The sequence below is a fragment of the Sphingomonas sp. Leaf4 genome (assembly GCF_920939515.1).
GTDB lineage: Bacteria > Pseudomonadota > Alphaproteobacteria > Sphingomonadales > Sphingomonadaceae > Sphingomonas.
On record NZ_CAKLBB010000005.1, the window covers coordinates 36,334 to 51,063 of the forward strand.

Here is a 14,730-nt window from a genome sequence, read left to right on the forward strand (position 1 = left end):
TGATGTACGACGATCATTATGGCCTGAGCGGACGCCCGTTCCAGTTGACGCCCGACCCGGCGTTCTGGTTCGATACCGCGACGCATCGCAAAGCCATGGCCTATCTCGGCTATGGGCTGAGCCAAGGCGAGGGGTTCATCGTCATCACCGGTGATCCGGGCACCGGCAAGACGACGCTGGTCGGCCATCTGATGGCGACGATCGATGCCGAGCGGCTGAACGTGATCCGCATCGTCACCACCCAGATCGAGGCCGACGACCTGTTGCGGCTGGTCGCGGCGGGGCTCGACGTCGACCATGGCGGGCTGACCAAGGCGCAGTTGCTTTCCGCGATCGAGCGCGGGCTGCACACTGTCGCGCGGTCGGGGCGGCGGACGCTGCTGGTGATCGACGAGGCGCAGTCGCTCCCCGTCGCGTCGATCGAAGAGCTGCGGATGCTGTCGAACTTTCAGGCGGGCGGCTATGCGCTGCTCCAGATCTTCCTGCTCGGCCAGCCCGAGTTTCGCCAGCGGCTTCACGGATCGGACCGGCTGGAACAGTTGCGCCAGCGGGTGATCGCGATGCACCACCTCGACCCGATGGGCGTCGAGGAGGTCGGGCCGTATCTCGAACACCGGCTGCGCATCGTCGGCTGGACCGGGCGGCCGAGTTTTGCAGAAGACGCGATCGCGGCGCTGCATCGCTGGTCGGGGGGGATCCCGCGCCGGCTGAACCAGTTGACCGGACGGGTGATGCTGTTCGGCGCGATCGAGGGGGTCGATGATTTCGTCGGCCGCCATGTCGAACAGGTGATCGACGATCTCGACGGTGACGGCCTTGGCAGCGTGATGCGCGATGCCGTGCCGCGTGTCGCGCCCGAACCCGAGAGCGTTGCGCCACCCGTGGCCGAACCCGTGGCCGAACCCGTCGCCGAACTGCCGCCCGAACCGGTTGCCCCGCCGGCGCCGGTGATCGAGCCTGCCACGATCGAACCGGAAGCGGTCGAACCGGAACCGCTGCCGATGACCCCGCCGCCGCCGCCGATGCCGCCGCGTCCGATCCACCTGTCGGTCGTGCCGGCGCAGGCATGGGACACGCCGCCGCTGCTCGATCGCGATGACGAGGATTTCGATGCGCTGCCCGACACCCGGGACAGTTGGTACGACGGCGATGCCGCAGCCGCGCCGCGTGCCGAGTATCGCGCGCCGCCGGTCGAACCGGTGGTGACGATCGACATGCCGGTTGCGCCTCCGCCTGCCCTCATGGCCGATGCACCGGGCGGGGACGCTGCGGCGCTGCACGAGCGTATCGCCATGCTCGAAACCCGGCTGGAGGAACAGGAAGCGGCGCTGCGCCGGGTGCTGACGCTGCTGGTCGACTGGGTCGAGAGCGATCAGCGCCGACCCGACCTGTCCGGCCTGCGCGCGGCGAGCTGACCTCGATGCGCAACGCCATGTCGGTCGACGTCGAGGACTGGTTTCAGGTCGGGGCGTTCGAAACGGTGATCGACCGTCGCGACTGGAACGGCCTCGAACACCGGGTCGAGGCCAATACCGACGCGGTGCTCGACCTGTTCGCCGAAGCAGATGTGCAGGCGACGTTCTTCACGCTCGGCTGGGTCGCCGATCGCTTCCCCGCGTTGATGCGGCGGATCGTCGCGGGTGGGCATGAGGTGGCGAGCCATGGCTATGACCATGCGCGGGTATTCACCTTCACCCCCGACCAGTTCCGTGCCGATCTGGCGAAGGCGCGCACCGCGCTGGAAGATGCCTCGGGACAGGCGGTGGCGGGGTATCGCGCGCCGAGCTTCTCGATCGATACGCGCACGCCATGGGCGCATGGGATACTGGCGGAAGCGGGCTATGCCTATTCGTCGTCGGTCGCGCCGGTACGCCACGACCACTATGGCTGGCAGGGCAGCCCGCGCGCGATCCATCGTCCGCTCGCCGATGCCGAACTGATCGAATGGCCGATCACGCTCGCGCGCGTCGCCGGACGCGACGTGCCGGCGGGAGGCGGCTTCTTTCGCCTGTTGCCCAACCGTATCGTCGAGCGCGCGGTCGAGCGGAGCAATGGCGACGATCGCCACCCGGCGATGTTCTATTTCCATCCATGGGAAATCGATCCCGGCCAGCCGCGCGTGGCGCGCGCGCCGCTCCGGTCGCGCATCCGCCATTATTCGCGGCTGGGCGCGATGGCGGGGAAACTGCGGCGGCTGCTCGCGGAGCATCAATGGGATCGCAGCGACCGGATCGTCGCCGCGCATGCGGCCGGCCTGTGAACGCGCCCGTCACCATCGTCCAGACGGTTCGCACCGCCGCGCTGACCGATCCGGCCGAACGCGCGCGGATCGATGCGTTCATCACGGCGCATCCCGACGGCACACCGTTCCATCTGCCCGAATGGGGCGAGGCGACGGCGGCGGGCTGCGGCCAGTCGTTCCGTATGCTGCTGGTCGAGGGTGGTGACGGCGCCTTGCTGGGGTTGCTGCCGCTGACGCATGTCCGCTCGCCGTTGTTCGGTGCGGCGTTGGTATCGACCGGGTTCGCGGTCGGCGGCGGTGTGCTCGCGATCGATCCGGCGGCGGCGCAGGCGCTGGCCGATGCGGCGGTATCGCTCGCCGCCGAGCTGACCGTGCCGACGATTGAGCTGCGCGGCGGGCCGGCACCGGCGGGAGCGGGATGGAGCTTCGACGATACGCGCTACCTCGGCTTCGTCCGCGATCTTGCCGCCGATGACGATGCCGAACTGCTCGCCGTCCCCCGCAAACAGCGTGCCGACGTGCGCAAGGCGCTGGCGATGCCGTTCGCGGTCGCGATCGGTCGCGATGCGACGGCGCGGTCCGAGCATTTCCATGTCTATGCCACCTCGGTCCGCAACCTCGGCACGCCGGTATTCCCCAAACGCCTGTTCGCCGAAGTGCTCGACCGCTTCGGCGAGCGTGCCGACATCCTGACCATCGCTCGTAAGGGCCAGCCGGTCGCCAGCGTCCTGTCGCTTTACTGGCGCGGCATGGTCTATCCCTATTGGGGCGGCGGTACGGCGGCGGCGCGGGGATTGCGCGCGAACGAGCGGATGTATTTCGAACTGATGCGCCATGCCCGTGCCAAGGGGTGTACCCGGTTCGACTTCGGCCGGTCGAAGGTCGGCACCGGGCCGGCGGCCTACAAGAAGAACTGGGGCTTCGTGGGCGAGCCGCTCGGCTATCCGACATGGACGGCTTCGGGGGCGGCACCGCGCGATGCCAGCCCGCTCAACCCGCGCTACCGGGCCAAGATCGCGGCGTGGCAGAAGCTGCCGCTGCCGATCGCCAACCGCATCGGGCCGTGGATCGCAAAGGGGCTGGGGTGAGCGACATCCTGTTCCTCACCCATCGCACGCCCTATCCCCCCGATCGCGGCGACAAGGTACGCAGCCACCATGTCCTGAAACATCTGTCGACTCTCGGCCGGGTGCATCTGGCGACCTTTGCCGACGACGACCGCGACCTCGGTCATGAGGCGGCGCTCGGGACATGGTGCGCGAGCGCGCAGGTGATCCGCCGGACCAAAGGCAATCCGCGTGCCGCGCTCGAGGCGCTGGCGACCGGCCGCCCGGTGTCGCTGACCGCGTTCGATGCGGCGGCGATGCGGCGCGCCGTCGCCGGGCTGCTGGCCGCCCGGCGCTATGCAGGCATCTATGTCTATTCGGGGCAGATGGCGCAGTATCTGCCGGGCGACGCGCGCTTCGTCATGGATTTCGTCGACGTCGATTCGGCCAAGTTCGCCGGCTATGCCGACAGCGCCCGGCCGCCGCTGCGCTGGATGCTCGCCCGCGAGGCGCGGTTGCTGGGACGGTTTGAGCAGACGGTTGCCGAGCGGGCGATGGCGACGCTGCTGGTCAGCCGGGCCGAGGCCGACCTGTTCGGCGCAGGCGAGCGTGTCGTCACGATCGAGAACGGGATCGACACCGGCTTCTTCGATCCGGCGATCGTCGAGCTGGTCGCGAGCGATACGCCGCTGATCGTCTTTACCGGGCAGATGGACTATCGCCCGAATATCGATGCCGTCCGCTGGTTCGCGCAGGACGTGTTGCCGATCATCCGCCGGACGCATTCGACGGCCCGCTTCGCCATCGTCGGTCGCAAGCCGACGGCGGCGGTGCAGGCGCTGGCCGGCGACGCGGTGATCGTGACCGGCGAGGTCGCCGATGTGCGCGGCTGGATCGCCGCCGCCCGTGTCGTCGTCGCGCCGCTGCTGCTGGCGCGGGGCATCCAGAACAAGGTGCTCGAAGCGATGGCGATGGCGCGCCCGGTCGTCGCGTCGACGGCGGCGGCCGAAGGGATCGACCATGGCGGCACGCTGCGCGTCGCGGCCGATGCCGCCGCTCATGCCGGCGAGGTCGTACATCTCCTTGACGATCGGAGCGCGGCCGATGCGCTCGGCGCGGCGGCGCGGGCGCGGGTGATCGCGCGCTATGGCTGGGATGCGTGTCTTGCGCCGCTTGGCGGCTTGATGGGGCTGCCGCCGGCTGGCAACCGGATCGCGGCATGACGATCGCGCTTTCCTCTGGCTCGGCCGAACCGCGCACCGCCGATGCGGCGTGGCGGGCGAGTCTGCTGGCGCTTGCCGGACTGTGGGTGGCGTTGTTGCTGCTGTTCCGCCGCGATGTCGGCGATGTCGTCGGCATCTGGTGGAATTCGACGACCTATGGCCATTGCCTGTTCGTACCGCCGATCCTCGGCTGGCTGGTGTGGCAACGCCGCGCCGATCTTGCGCAGGTGCGGCCCGCCGCATGGGCACCGGGACTGTTCTGGGTCGCGGGCGGCGGGTTCATCTGGCTGATCGGCGAGGCGGCGGCGGTCGCGCTGTTCCGCCATGCCGGGCTGGTGCTGCTGCTGCAGGGCGCGGCGATCACCATGCTCGGGCGGCGGGTCGCGCAGGGGCTGGCGTTTCCGCTGGCCTATATGGCGTTCCTCGTGCCGTTCGGTGACTTCCTCGAACCGCGGTTGCAGGCGGCGACGGTCGATATGACGATGCCGCTGCTGCATTTGCTGGGTGTGCCGGCGCGGGTCGACGGGGTGCTCATCACCATTCCGGGCGGCTATTTCGAAGTCGCGGAGGCGTGTTCCGGGGCCAAGTTCCTGATCGCGATGGTGGCCTATGGCGCGCTGGTCGCCAACGTCTGCTATGTCGACTGGCGGCGGCGGGCGGGGTTCATGGCGATGGCGATCGTCGTGCCGATCCTCGCCAACGGCCTGCGCGCGGCGGGGACGATCTATGCCGCGCATCTGACCTCGGTCGAGGCGGCGACCGGGTTCGATCATATCGTCTATGGCTGGGTGTTCTTCGCGCTGACGATGGCGGCGGTGCTGGCGCTCGGCTGGCGCTGGTTCGATCGCGATCCCGATGCGCCGTGGTTCGATGCCGTGCGGCTGGCCGACCTGCCGATGCGCCCGATCGACCGGTCGCTGGCGGCCGGCGCGGTGCTGGGCATCGCGGTGGCCTTTGCCGCATGGGGGCATGTGATCGACACGCGGGCGCAGCCGCTGCCGCAGCGGATCGAGCTGCCCGCCGTACCGGGCTGGCAGCGGGTGGCGATCACCGGCGAGCCATGGGTGCCCCATTATCCCGGTGCGGACCATTTCCTGATCGGGCGCTATGGCGATGGGCAGGGGCGGCAGGTCGACATGGCGATTGCGGTCTATGGATCGCAGGGCGAGGGGCATGAACTGGTGGGTTTCGGACAGGGTGCGATCCGTGAGAATGACCGCTGGGTCCGTGTCGCCGATACTGCGCCGATCGCGGGCGGTGCGGCGCTGAGGATGGCCGCGCCGGGGCCGGTCGAGCGCGAGACGGCGACATGGTATCGCGTGGGCGACATCGTCACCGGCGATCCCGACCGGGTGAAGCTGGAGACGTTGAAGGTGCGATTGCTGGGCGGGCCACAGCGTGGCGTCGCGATACTGCTGTCGGCGCAGAAGGGTGCGCAGGAGCCACGTGCCGCGATTTCCGCGTTTCTGAAAGCGGCGGGGCCGGTCGAGGCGATTGCCGATCAAGCGGCGGGGATGCGCTGAGATGTGCGGTATCGCCGGGCTGTTCTATCCCGTCACCCCCAAGCCGGTCGATCCCGCCCGGATCGCGGCGATGTGCGAGGTGCAGGCGCATCGCGGGCCCGACGGATCGGGGGTGTGGACCGATGCCGGCGTCGGGCTTGGCCATCGGCGGCTGTCGATCATCGACGTCGCGGGCAGTCCGCAGCCGATGGCGTTGCCCGACCGATCGACGGTCGTGACCTTCAACGGCGAGATCTACAACTTCGCCGAGGTGCGCGCGGAACTGCGGGCGAAGGGGGCGGTGTTCGTCACGCAGGGCGATACCGAGGTGTTGCTCCACGCCTGGGCGGCGTGGGGGCCGGACATGCTGGCGCGGCTGAACGGCATGTTCGCCTTCGCGCTCTATGATGCGCGCTCGCGCTCGCTATTCCTCGCCCGCGACCGGATGGGGGTGAAGCCGCTCCACTATGTCGAACTGAGCGACGGGGCGGTGGCGTTCGCCTCCGAACTGAAAGGACTGCTCGCGCATCCGCTGGTGCGGCGGACGCCGCATGTCGCGGCGATCGAGGATTATATGGCGTTCGGCTATGTGCCCGACGACACCAGCATCGTCGCCGGAGTGCGCAAGCTGCCCGCCGGGCATTTCCTGCGGCTCGAACGGGGGAAGCCGGTGCCGGCCCCGACGCGCTGGTGGGACATCGACTTCTCGAACCGGGCGAAGGGCAGCGTGCGCGAGCTCTCGGCCGAACTGACCGAATTGATGCGGCAGGCGGTGCGGTCGCGGATGGTCGCCGACGTGCCGCTGGGCGCGTTCCTGTCGGGCGGGGTCGACAGTTCGGCGGTGGTCGCGCTGATGGCCGAGGCCAGCCGGCAACCGGTCAAGACCTGTACCATCGGCTTCGACGAGGCGGGGCATGACGAGCGCGGGCCGGCCGAACTGGTCGCGCGGCGCTTCGCGACCGAGCACCGCGTCCGCACCGTCGCGTCGGACGACTTCGCGCTGATCGACCCGCTGGTAGCAGCCTTCGACGAGCCGTTCGCCGATGCCTCGGCGCTCGCGACCTACCGCGTGTGTGCGCTGGCGCGGGAGAATGTGACCGTCGCGCTGTCGGGCGACGGGGCGGACGAGGCGCTGGCGGGGTATCGGCGGTATCGATTCCATGCCGCCGAGGAGCGCGTCCGTGCGCTGTTGCCCGAAGGCGTGCGCGGATCGGTGTTCGGGACGCTCGGCCGGATCTGGCCCAAGGCGGACTGGGCACCGCGCCCGCTGCGTGCCAGGACGACGCTGCTGGCGCTGGCCGAGGGGGGCGAGGCGGCCTATGCCCGGGCGGTCGGGGTGACGACGCCGGCGGTGCGCCAGCGGCTGTACAACGCCGCCACCGCGCAGGCGATCGGCGGCTATCGCGCCGAGGAACGCTATGTCGCGGCGATGCGCGAGGCACCGGCGCGCGACGGGCTGGACCGGGCGCAATATGCCGATTTCCGCCACTGGCTGCCCGGTGACATTCTGACCAAGGTCGACCGCACGAGCATGGCGGTGGGGCTGGAAGCACGCGAGCCGCTGCTCGACCACCGGCTAGTCGAGTTCTGCGCCACGCTGCCTTCCGCGATGCGGTTACGCGGCGGCGAGGGCAAGTGGCTGATGAAGAAGGCGCTGGAGCCATGGCTGCCGCGCGAGATCCTCTATCGGCCGAAGATGGGGTTCGTGACGCCGATCAGCGCGTGGTTCCGGGGGCCACTGGCCGACGAGGCGGCGGGGCTGGCGCGCTCGCCGGTGCTGGCGGCGTGGTTCGATCCGCATATGATCGAGCGGCTGGCGGCCGACCATCGCAGCGGGCGCGCCGAACACGGCCGGACGTTGTGGCAGTTGGTGATGCTGGAGCGGAGCGCGAGGCGGCTTTTCGTTTGAAAACAGGGGGTTGCAGGCGGATGATTGCATGATCTGTCAGCTTTAATTCCCTCCAAAGTTTACAAAGTTTACACTAACGGCGTGTTCGCAGCAGGTGTTGCGCTTGCCATCGACCCACTCACCCCCGGCCCAGTTTCGGGTGAACAGTGCTTCGCACTGTTCACCCGAAACTCTTGTCAGGGAGGGGAGAGGGTTGCGATCCTACTCAGGTGGCGTGGTGTAGGACAGCGGGGGCGTCAGCGGCGTTCGCCGATCCAGCGGATGAAGCTGTCGGTCCAGGTGCGGCGCGAACTGTCGGCCGGGCTGTGCAGCGCGCCCCAGCCATGGCCACCGTTCTCGAACAGATGCGCTTCCACCGGCACTTTCGCGCGGCGACAGGCGGCGATCATGTCGAGCGACTGGTCGACCGGCACGGTGCCGTCGTCGATCGAATGGGCGAGGAACACCGGCGGGGTCTGCGTGGTCACGCGCGCAGGGATGTCATAGCGGGCATAGACCGCGTCCTCCGCGTTCGGCCCGGCGAGATTGTCGCGCGATCCACGGTGCGACATGGTGCCGATGTTCGTCACCGGATAGACGAGGCCGGTGAAGGCGGGGCGCGCCGACTGGCGGTCCGCTGTGTCGAGGGGCGCATAGACCCGGTCGTCGTGCGCCACCGTGACCGACCCGGCGAGGTGCCCGCCCGCCGAGAAACCGCAGACGCCGAGCTTGGCCGGATCGATGCCATAGCGGGCGGCATTGGCACGGATCAGCCGCATCGCGCGCTGCGCATCCTGTAGCGGCACGTCCTGCCGCTGCGCCCAGCCTTCGCCGGGCAGGCGATAGGCGAGCGCGAACACGGTGATTCCGGCCGGGTTCAGTGCCTTGGCGACATCGATCCCCTCATTCTCGATCGAGACGAAGCCATAGCCGCCACCGGGGATCGAAAGGACGGCGATGCCATTGGGCCGGGCGGGGCGGAACACGCCGACGACCGGTTCGGCGACGCCGCGCAGCCACAGTTCGCGCGCGCCCGGCCGGCCGTTCATCGACGGGGCATAGGCGGGCAGCGTCGCCGGGCTGCCCGGCGGGCGGCCGGGCCACAGCCGGAAATGTTCGCGCGGTGGCCACGCGGTCGGTGTCTCGCCACCCTGCACCGTGGCGGCACGGGCGGCGACGGGCAGGGCGATGGCCGCCCCCAAGATGGTGCGCCGGTCGATCGTCATGGCATGGTCCCTCTCGCTATGTCGCTTTGCCGCCGATTGTATCGGTTGCGGCGCGGGGGTCAAAGCGTCTCGATCGCTCTCGACAATCGCCGTGGGTGCGATAGACCTTTGGCACATGCCGGTGGGGACCGGCGATACGGGGGGATGGTTCGGTGCGGCGGATGCTATGGGCGGGGTGCGCCCTGACGGTTTTGACGACGGCGGCGACGGCACGGGCGAGCGAGACGCCGCTGTATCAGCCCGCGCCGGCATGGATCGCGGCGGCACCGGCCGCCCCGACCGGCGAGGGCAGCCCGCCGGTCATGCTGGTCGATATGCAGCACCGGATCGAGGACGGCCGACTGTGGAGCTATGCCCGTCAGCAGACCCGCATCGCGACCAGCGAGATGCTGTCGCAGGCGGCGACGCTGACGCTGCCATGGGCGCCGGACAAGGGCGACCTGATCGTCCACGACCTTGCCATCCTGCGCGACGGCAAGCGGATCGACCTGTTGGCGCAGGGGCAGAAATTCACCGTGCTGCGCCGTGAGGAATCGCTCGAACAGCGCGAATTGACCGGCATCCTGACCGCGACGATGGCGGTCGAGGGGTTGCAGGTCGGCGATGTGCTCGATCTGGGCTTTTCGACGACCGAGCGCGACCGCGCGCTCGGCGGGCGGGTGCAGGACGTGACCCCGCTGATCGCCGCGCCGGCGCGGATCGGCGCGGGGCGGGTGCGTTTTTCATGGCCGACCGCCGCCGCGCCGAAATGGAAGCTGCTCGCCGATGGCGTGACCGCCACCCCGGTGAAGAACGGTGCCTATACCGAGCTGACCATCGCGCTGCCGTTGGCGAAGCCCAAGGAGATGCCCGACGATGCGCCGAGCCGCTATCGCCATCCGCCGCTGATCGAGCTGGCGACCTTTGCCGACTGGGCCGATGTGTCGCGGACGTTCGCGTCGCTCTATGCCTCCGACGGGCTGATCGCGCCGGGCAGCGCGCTTGCCGGAGAGGTGGCGGCGATCCAGACGGCGGAGGCGACGCCGATCGGCCGCGCGCAACGCGCGCTGGAGGTGGTGCAGGACAAGATCCGCTATCTCGCGGTCGGCATGGACGGCGGCAATTACGTGCCGCAGAAGCCGGCGCGGACGTGGGACGTGCGCTATGGCGACTGCAAGGCCAAGACGCTGCTGCTGCTGGCCATGCTCAAGGCGATGGGGATCGAGGCGGAGGCGGTGGTCGCCAATGTCGGCGAGGGCGACTTCGTCCCCGAACGCCTGCCGAGTGCCGCCGCGTTCAACCATGTGTTCGTGCGCGCGACGATCGACGGGCAGTCTTTGTGGCTCGACGGGACCGGCAGCAACGCGCGGATGGCCGACATCCGCGATACACCGCCGGCCGGTTATGTCCTGCCGCTTCGCGCCGGTGGGGCGACGCCCGAGCGGATCGTGACCCGCGCCAATGCCCGGCCGATGATCGACCTGACGATCGATGCCGACGAGAGCGGCGCGGTCGACCTGCCGAGCCCGTTGGCGATCACCGCCACGATCCACGGGCAACTGGCCAGCATGTTGCGGATGGCGAAGTCGCAACTGGGCGCCGAGGAGCAGCGCGACCTGCTGAACGGGATGTTGCAGCAATGGATCGGCGAGGGGCAGTTCGCCGATGTGACGCTGACCGCCGACGGGCCGAGCGGCGACATGGTGGTCAGGGCGACCGGCGTCACGACCACGCCGTGGCGCAGCGAGGACCGGCGGCGCAAGCGTTCGCTCACCTATCGCTACGCGAATTTCGGCTTCGCGCCCGATCGGAGCCGGCCGGAATGGACCGGCATCCCGGTGGTGGTGCCCGCCCCGACCGGCATCCACAGCCTGCTGCGCGTGAAGCTGCCCGAGGGTGGGCGCGGCATGACGCTGGAGGGGACGGGCGACGCCGACCTGCGCGTCGCGGGGTTCGTGGTGAAGCGCACCACGCGGCTGTCGAACGGGGTGCTGACCATCGACGAGCGGGTCGATTCGACCGGCGGCGAAATTCCCGCCGCGCAGGTCGCCGCCGAGCGCGACGCGGTGGCGACGATGCGCGCGCAACTGCCGCAACTGGTCGCCCCGGCCGATACGCCGCGCCGCTGGACGCTGACCCCGGCGGCGATCGAGGGATCGGGGCAGGTCAAGGCGATCCGCGCGGTGTTCGCCAAGGCGATCGCCGACGATGTCGAGGAACCGAGCGGTTATACCAGCCGGGCGACGTTCGAGAGCGCGATCGGCGACCGCCGCGCGGCGCTGGCCGATCTGACGAAGGTGATCGGCATCCAGCCGTCGGTCGACCTGTATCTGCAACGCTCGCAGGTCCATGCCAGGCTGGGCGATCCGGTGCAGGCGCTGGCCGATGCCGAACGGGCGCGGGCGATCGACCCCGCGTCGTTCACCGCGATCGGGCAGGTCGCGCAGATGAAGGCGGAATCGGGCGACCTTGCCGGCGGGCTGGCGCTGCTCGACCAGCGGATCGCGCTGGGCGGTGAATCGCGTGTTCCGCTGCGCCGGATGAAGGCGACGCTGCTCGGCGATTTCGGCGCGGCGGCGGAGGCGGTGGCGCTCTACGATACGCTGATCGGCGAGAAGCCGGGGTCGCCGCTGCTGCTCAACGGCCGCTGCTGGGTGAAGGGCACGCGCGCGGTGATGCTCGATACCGCATTGAAGGATTGCACCGCCGCGATCGAGCTAAGCGACGACACCGCTGCCGCGCTCGATAGCCGGGCGATGGTCTGGTACCGGCTAGGCCGTTATGCCGAGGCGATGACCGATGTCGACACGGTGCTGGCCGACCATCCCGACCATGCGTCGACCCGCTATCTGCGCGCGGCGATCCTGAAGGCGACGAAGCGCGACGGCGAGGCGGCGGGGGAACTGGCGATCGCCCGGCGGCTTTCGCCGACGATCGACCGCGAATATGCACGCTACGGGTTCAAGCTGTAGCCGACGCGCGAACGAGAAACGGCGGGGGATCGCTCCCCCGCCGTTTCCTTGGTCCAGACTTCTTCGACGGATCAGTCGTTGAAGATCTTGCCCCATGCGCGCTTCGGACGGTCCTTCCACGCGCCGCGATGATAGGCGTCCGAGGCGAGGAGCGGCATGACCGATCCGGCTTCGGCGAACACCATCTGTTCGAGCGTGGTGTCGACCTTGCCCCAGCTCGCCGCTTCCTTGAGCGTCGACGACGAGCAGGCGCCGTCGCGCACGTCGGCGACGGTGATCTGCACCGCGTACTTGTGCATCTCGACATCGTCGTGACCGAGGATTTCGGCGCAGACGACGGTGTCCTGGATGAAGTTCTTCGGCACGCCGCCGCCGATCATCAGCAGCCCGGTGGTGCCCGCCTTGATCTTGATGTCGGTCAGTTCGCGGAAGTCGGCGATGGCGTCGAGCACCATGTACGGCTTGCCTTCCTTGGCGCGCTCGACCTGGTGCTTGACCAGACCGAACCCGGCCGAGCTGTCGACGAACGCCGGGCAGAAGATCGGCACGTCATGCTCATAGGCCAGCTTGACGAGACTGTTGTCCTTCTTGCCATGCTCGACGAGATACTTGCCCATCTCGCGGATGAACGCGCGCGACGAATAGGGCTTGGGTTCGAGCGAATTGGCGATTTCACCGATGGTGTGGTCGCAATCCTGGAGCTGTTCCTCGTCGATGTACGTGTCGTAGATGCGGTCGATGTAGAGCGAGCGCAGCACGTTGTCGTCGGGGATTTCCAGCGCCTGATAGTGCTTGTGGCCCAGCCCTTCGAAGAAATCCATGTCGACGATCGACGCGCCGGTGGCGACGATGCCGTCGATCATGTTCGAGCGCAGCAGTTCGGCGTACAGGTCCATGCAGCCGCCCGCCGAGGTGGAGCCGGCGATGACAAGAAAGATCGAGCAGTCCTTGTCCTCCAGCATCTGGTTGTAGATGCCGGTGGCGCGCGCGAGGTCGCGGCTGGTGAAGCTCATCTTGCCCATGGCGTCGATGATCGGGCGCGCGTCGAACGTGGTGATGTCGATATGTTCGACGGTGGTCGAGAGCAGCTCGGCCTTGCGGGTGTCGTTGATCGTCGTGTCGGTCATGATGGTCCCATCATCATCGATAAGCCGTCGTCGTTAAGGGGACGCGGAAACCCGGGTGGCCTCCTGCCCGCGCATGGGGAAGGAGCCAGAGCGGGCCGCATAGCGCCAATGCCATGCAAAGCCTAGCCCCGGCCCCTCCCGCACGGCGCGGGAAGGGGGAGGCATCTGGTTAGAACGAAGCGGTTACAGCTTGACGACGTTGTTCGCGACGAACGCCGGCATCGCTTCGAGTTCGATGTACATCGACTCCATCGGCTCGTCGTCGGTCACGACCGTCTCGCCGTTGCCAAAGCCGTTGAACGCGGTACGCATCGCCGAGCCATAGGCGCCGAGCATGCCGATCTCGAAATAATCTCCGCTGCGGGTATCGGCCGGAAGCGGGAACGGACCCTTCATCTGGTCGATGTCGTCGCAGGTCGGACCCCAGAAGCTGAAGTCCATGTCGCGCGCGTCCGATTCCGGCTGGCGGAGCAGTTGCACCGGATATTTCCAGCCGATGTGCGCCGCATCGAACAACGAACCATAGGCACCGTCGTTGATGAACAGCTCGTTGCCGCGGCGATGCTCGACGCGAACGACGACCGACGCATATTCCGCGCACAGCGAGCGGCCCGGCTCTGCCCAGAGTTCGGCCGAATAGCTGACCGGCAGGCTTTCGAACGCGCGGTGGATCGTCTCGAAGAAACGCTCCAGTGGCGGCGGGGTCATGCCGGGATAGCGCGACGGGAAGCCGCCACCGACATCGATCACGTCGACGGTGACGCCGGCATCGACGATAGCGGCGCGGACGCGCTCCATCGCGTTGCTGTAGGCGTCAGGTGACATCGTCTGGCTGCCGACGTGGAAGCAGATGCCGAGCGCGTCGGCGACCTGACGGGTCGCCATCAGCAGCTCGCGCGCCTCGCCTGGCCCCACGCCGAACTTCGAGCCGAGCGACAGCTTGGCATATTCGGACGACACGCGCATCCGCACGCACAGCGTCAGATCGGTCGCGCCGTTGGTGGCGGCCACGATCTTGTGCAGTTCGTCCATGCTGTCGAGCGAGAAGGTGCGCACGCCATGCTCGAAATAGGCTTCGGCAATCGCTTCCGGGGCCTTGATCGGGTGCATGAAGTGACAGGTCGCGTCCGGCAGCGTCGACTTCACCAGTCGCACTTCGCCGATCGACGCGGTGTCGTAATGTTCGATGCCGTTGTCCCACAGGACCACGAGCAGATCGGGCGACGGGTTCGCCTTTACCGCATACATCGAGCGGCCCGGAAACTTCTCGACGAAGAATCGGGCGGCACGCGCGGCGGCGTGGGGGCGAACGAGCGTGACCGGTTCGACCGGTCGGCGCTCTGCGATGTCGATCCCGCGCTCGAACGAGGAGTCACGGGCGATAAAGGGGGCAGCTAGCCCCAGCGCGCTATAGTGCTTGGCCAATTCAAGGGACCTCCAATTGCCTTTCGGCATACGGTGACAAAAGCTGCCTTGCGGTTGGAAGTCCCATGGGGCAGCGGAGGCGCGATCTATGACCCCGGTC

At 68.5% G+C, this 14,730-nt stretch carries 10 protein-coding genes; 7 read left to right on the forward strand and 3 right to left on the reverse strand.

The features are described from left to right. Positions 1–2: 2 nt before the first annotated feature. From LRA89_RS08480 to LRA89_RS08505, 6 genes are read left to right on the forward strand one after another with little or no spacing between them, the layout of a single operon-like run. Entirely contained in the window at positions 3–1,415 is a 1,413-nt protein-coding gene (locus LRA89_RS08480) for an AAA family ATPase (protein WP_230769814.1), read from the forward strand. Between the two features lie 5 nt (positions 1,416–1,420). After that, positions 1,421–2,260, forward strand: coding sequence for an XrtA system polysaccharide deacetylase (locus LRA89_RS08485; protein ID WP_230769815.1), 840 nt, complete (start codon positions 1,421–1,423; stop codon positions 2,258–2,260). Beyond that, on the forward strand, positions 2,257–3,330 hold the full coding sequence (locus tag LRA89_RS08490; RefSeq protein ID WP_230769816.1) for a FemAB family XrtA/PEP-CTERM system-associated protein: 1,074 nt from the start codon (positions 2,257–2,259) through the stop codon (positions 3,328–3,330). The genes LRA89_RS08485 and LRA89_RS08490 overlap by 4 nt, the downstream gene beginning before the upstream one ends. Beyond that, entirely contained in the window at positions 3,327–4,511 is a 1,185-nt protein-coding gene (locus LRA89_RS08495; RefSeq protein WP_230769817.1) for a TIGR03087 family PEP-CTERM/XrtA system glycosyltransferase, read from the forward strand. The genes LRA89_RS08490 and LRA89_RS08495 overlap by 4 nt, the downstream gene beginning before the upstream one ends. After that, complete coding sequence (xrtA, locus tag LRA89_RS08500; RefSeq protein ID WP_230769818.1) at positions 4,508–6,034, forward strand: exosortase A; 1,527 nt, start codon at positions 4,508–4,510, stop codon at positions 6,032–6,034. The genes LRA89_RS08495 and xrtA overlap by 4 nt, the downstream gene beginning before the upstream one ends. 1 nt (position 6,035) lies before the next feature. Continuing rightward, positions 6,036–7,922 carry an XrtA/PEP-CTERM system amidotransferase gene (locus LRA89_RS08505; RefSeq protein ID WP_230769819.1) on the forward strand — a complete coding sequence of 629 codons (1,887 nt, stop codon included), beginning with the start codon at positions 6,036–6,038 and terminating at the stop codon, positions 7,920–7,922. Between the two features lie 236 nt (positions 7,923–8,158). On the opposite strand, the gene LRA89_RS08510 is transcribed toward LRA89_RS08505, so the two are convergent. Then, a complete protein-coding gene (locus LRA89_RS08510; RefSeq protein ID WP_230769820.1) occupies positions 8,159–9,127 on the reverse strand; it encodes an alpha/beta hydrolase in 969 nt (322 codons plus the stop codon). Between the two features lie 161 nt (positions 9,128–9,288). Here LRA89_RS08510 and LRA89_RS08515 point away from each other — a divergent pair, with 161 nt between their 5' ends. After that, on the forward strand, positions 9,289–12,078 hold the full coding sequence (locus tag LRA89_RS08515; RefSeq protein WP_230770004.1) for a DUF3857 domain-containing protein: 2,790 nt from the start codon (positions 9,289–9,291) through the stop codon (positions 12,076–12,078). A gap of 71 nt (positions 12,079–12,149) precedes the next feature. Here the strand turns inward: LRA89_RS08515 and LRA89_RS08520 are convergent, their stop codons facing one another. Both LRA89_RS08520 and LRA89_RS08525 read right to left on the reverse strand, forming a co-directional pair. Continuing rightward, positions 12,150–13,205, reverse strand: a complete 1,056-nt coding sequence (locus LRA89_RS08520; RefSeq protein ID WP_055756521.1) for a 1,9-bis(guanidino)-5-aza-nonane synthase — start codon at positions 13,203–13,205, stop codon at positions 12,150–12,152. Positions 13,206–13,388: 183 nt separating this feature from the next. Beyond that, on the reverse strand, positions 13,389–14,630 hold the full coding sequence (locus LRA89_RS08525; protein ID WP_082448342.1) for a type III PLP-dependent enzyme: 1,242 nt from the start codon (positions 14,628–14,630) through the stop codon (positions 13,389–13,391). Positions 14,631–14,730: the final 100 nt, after the last annotated feature.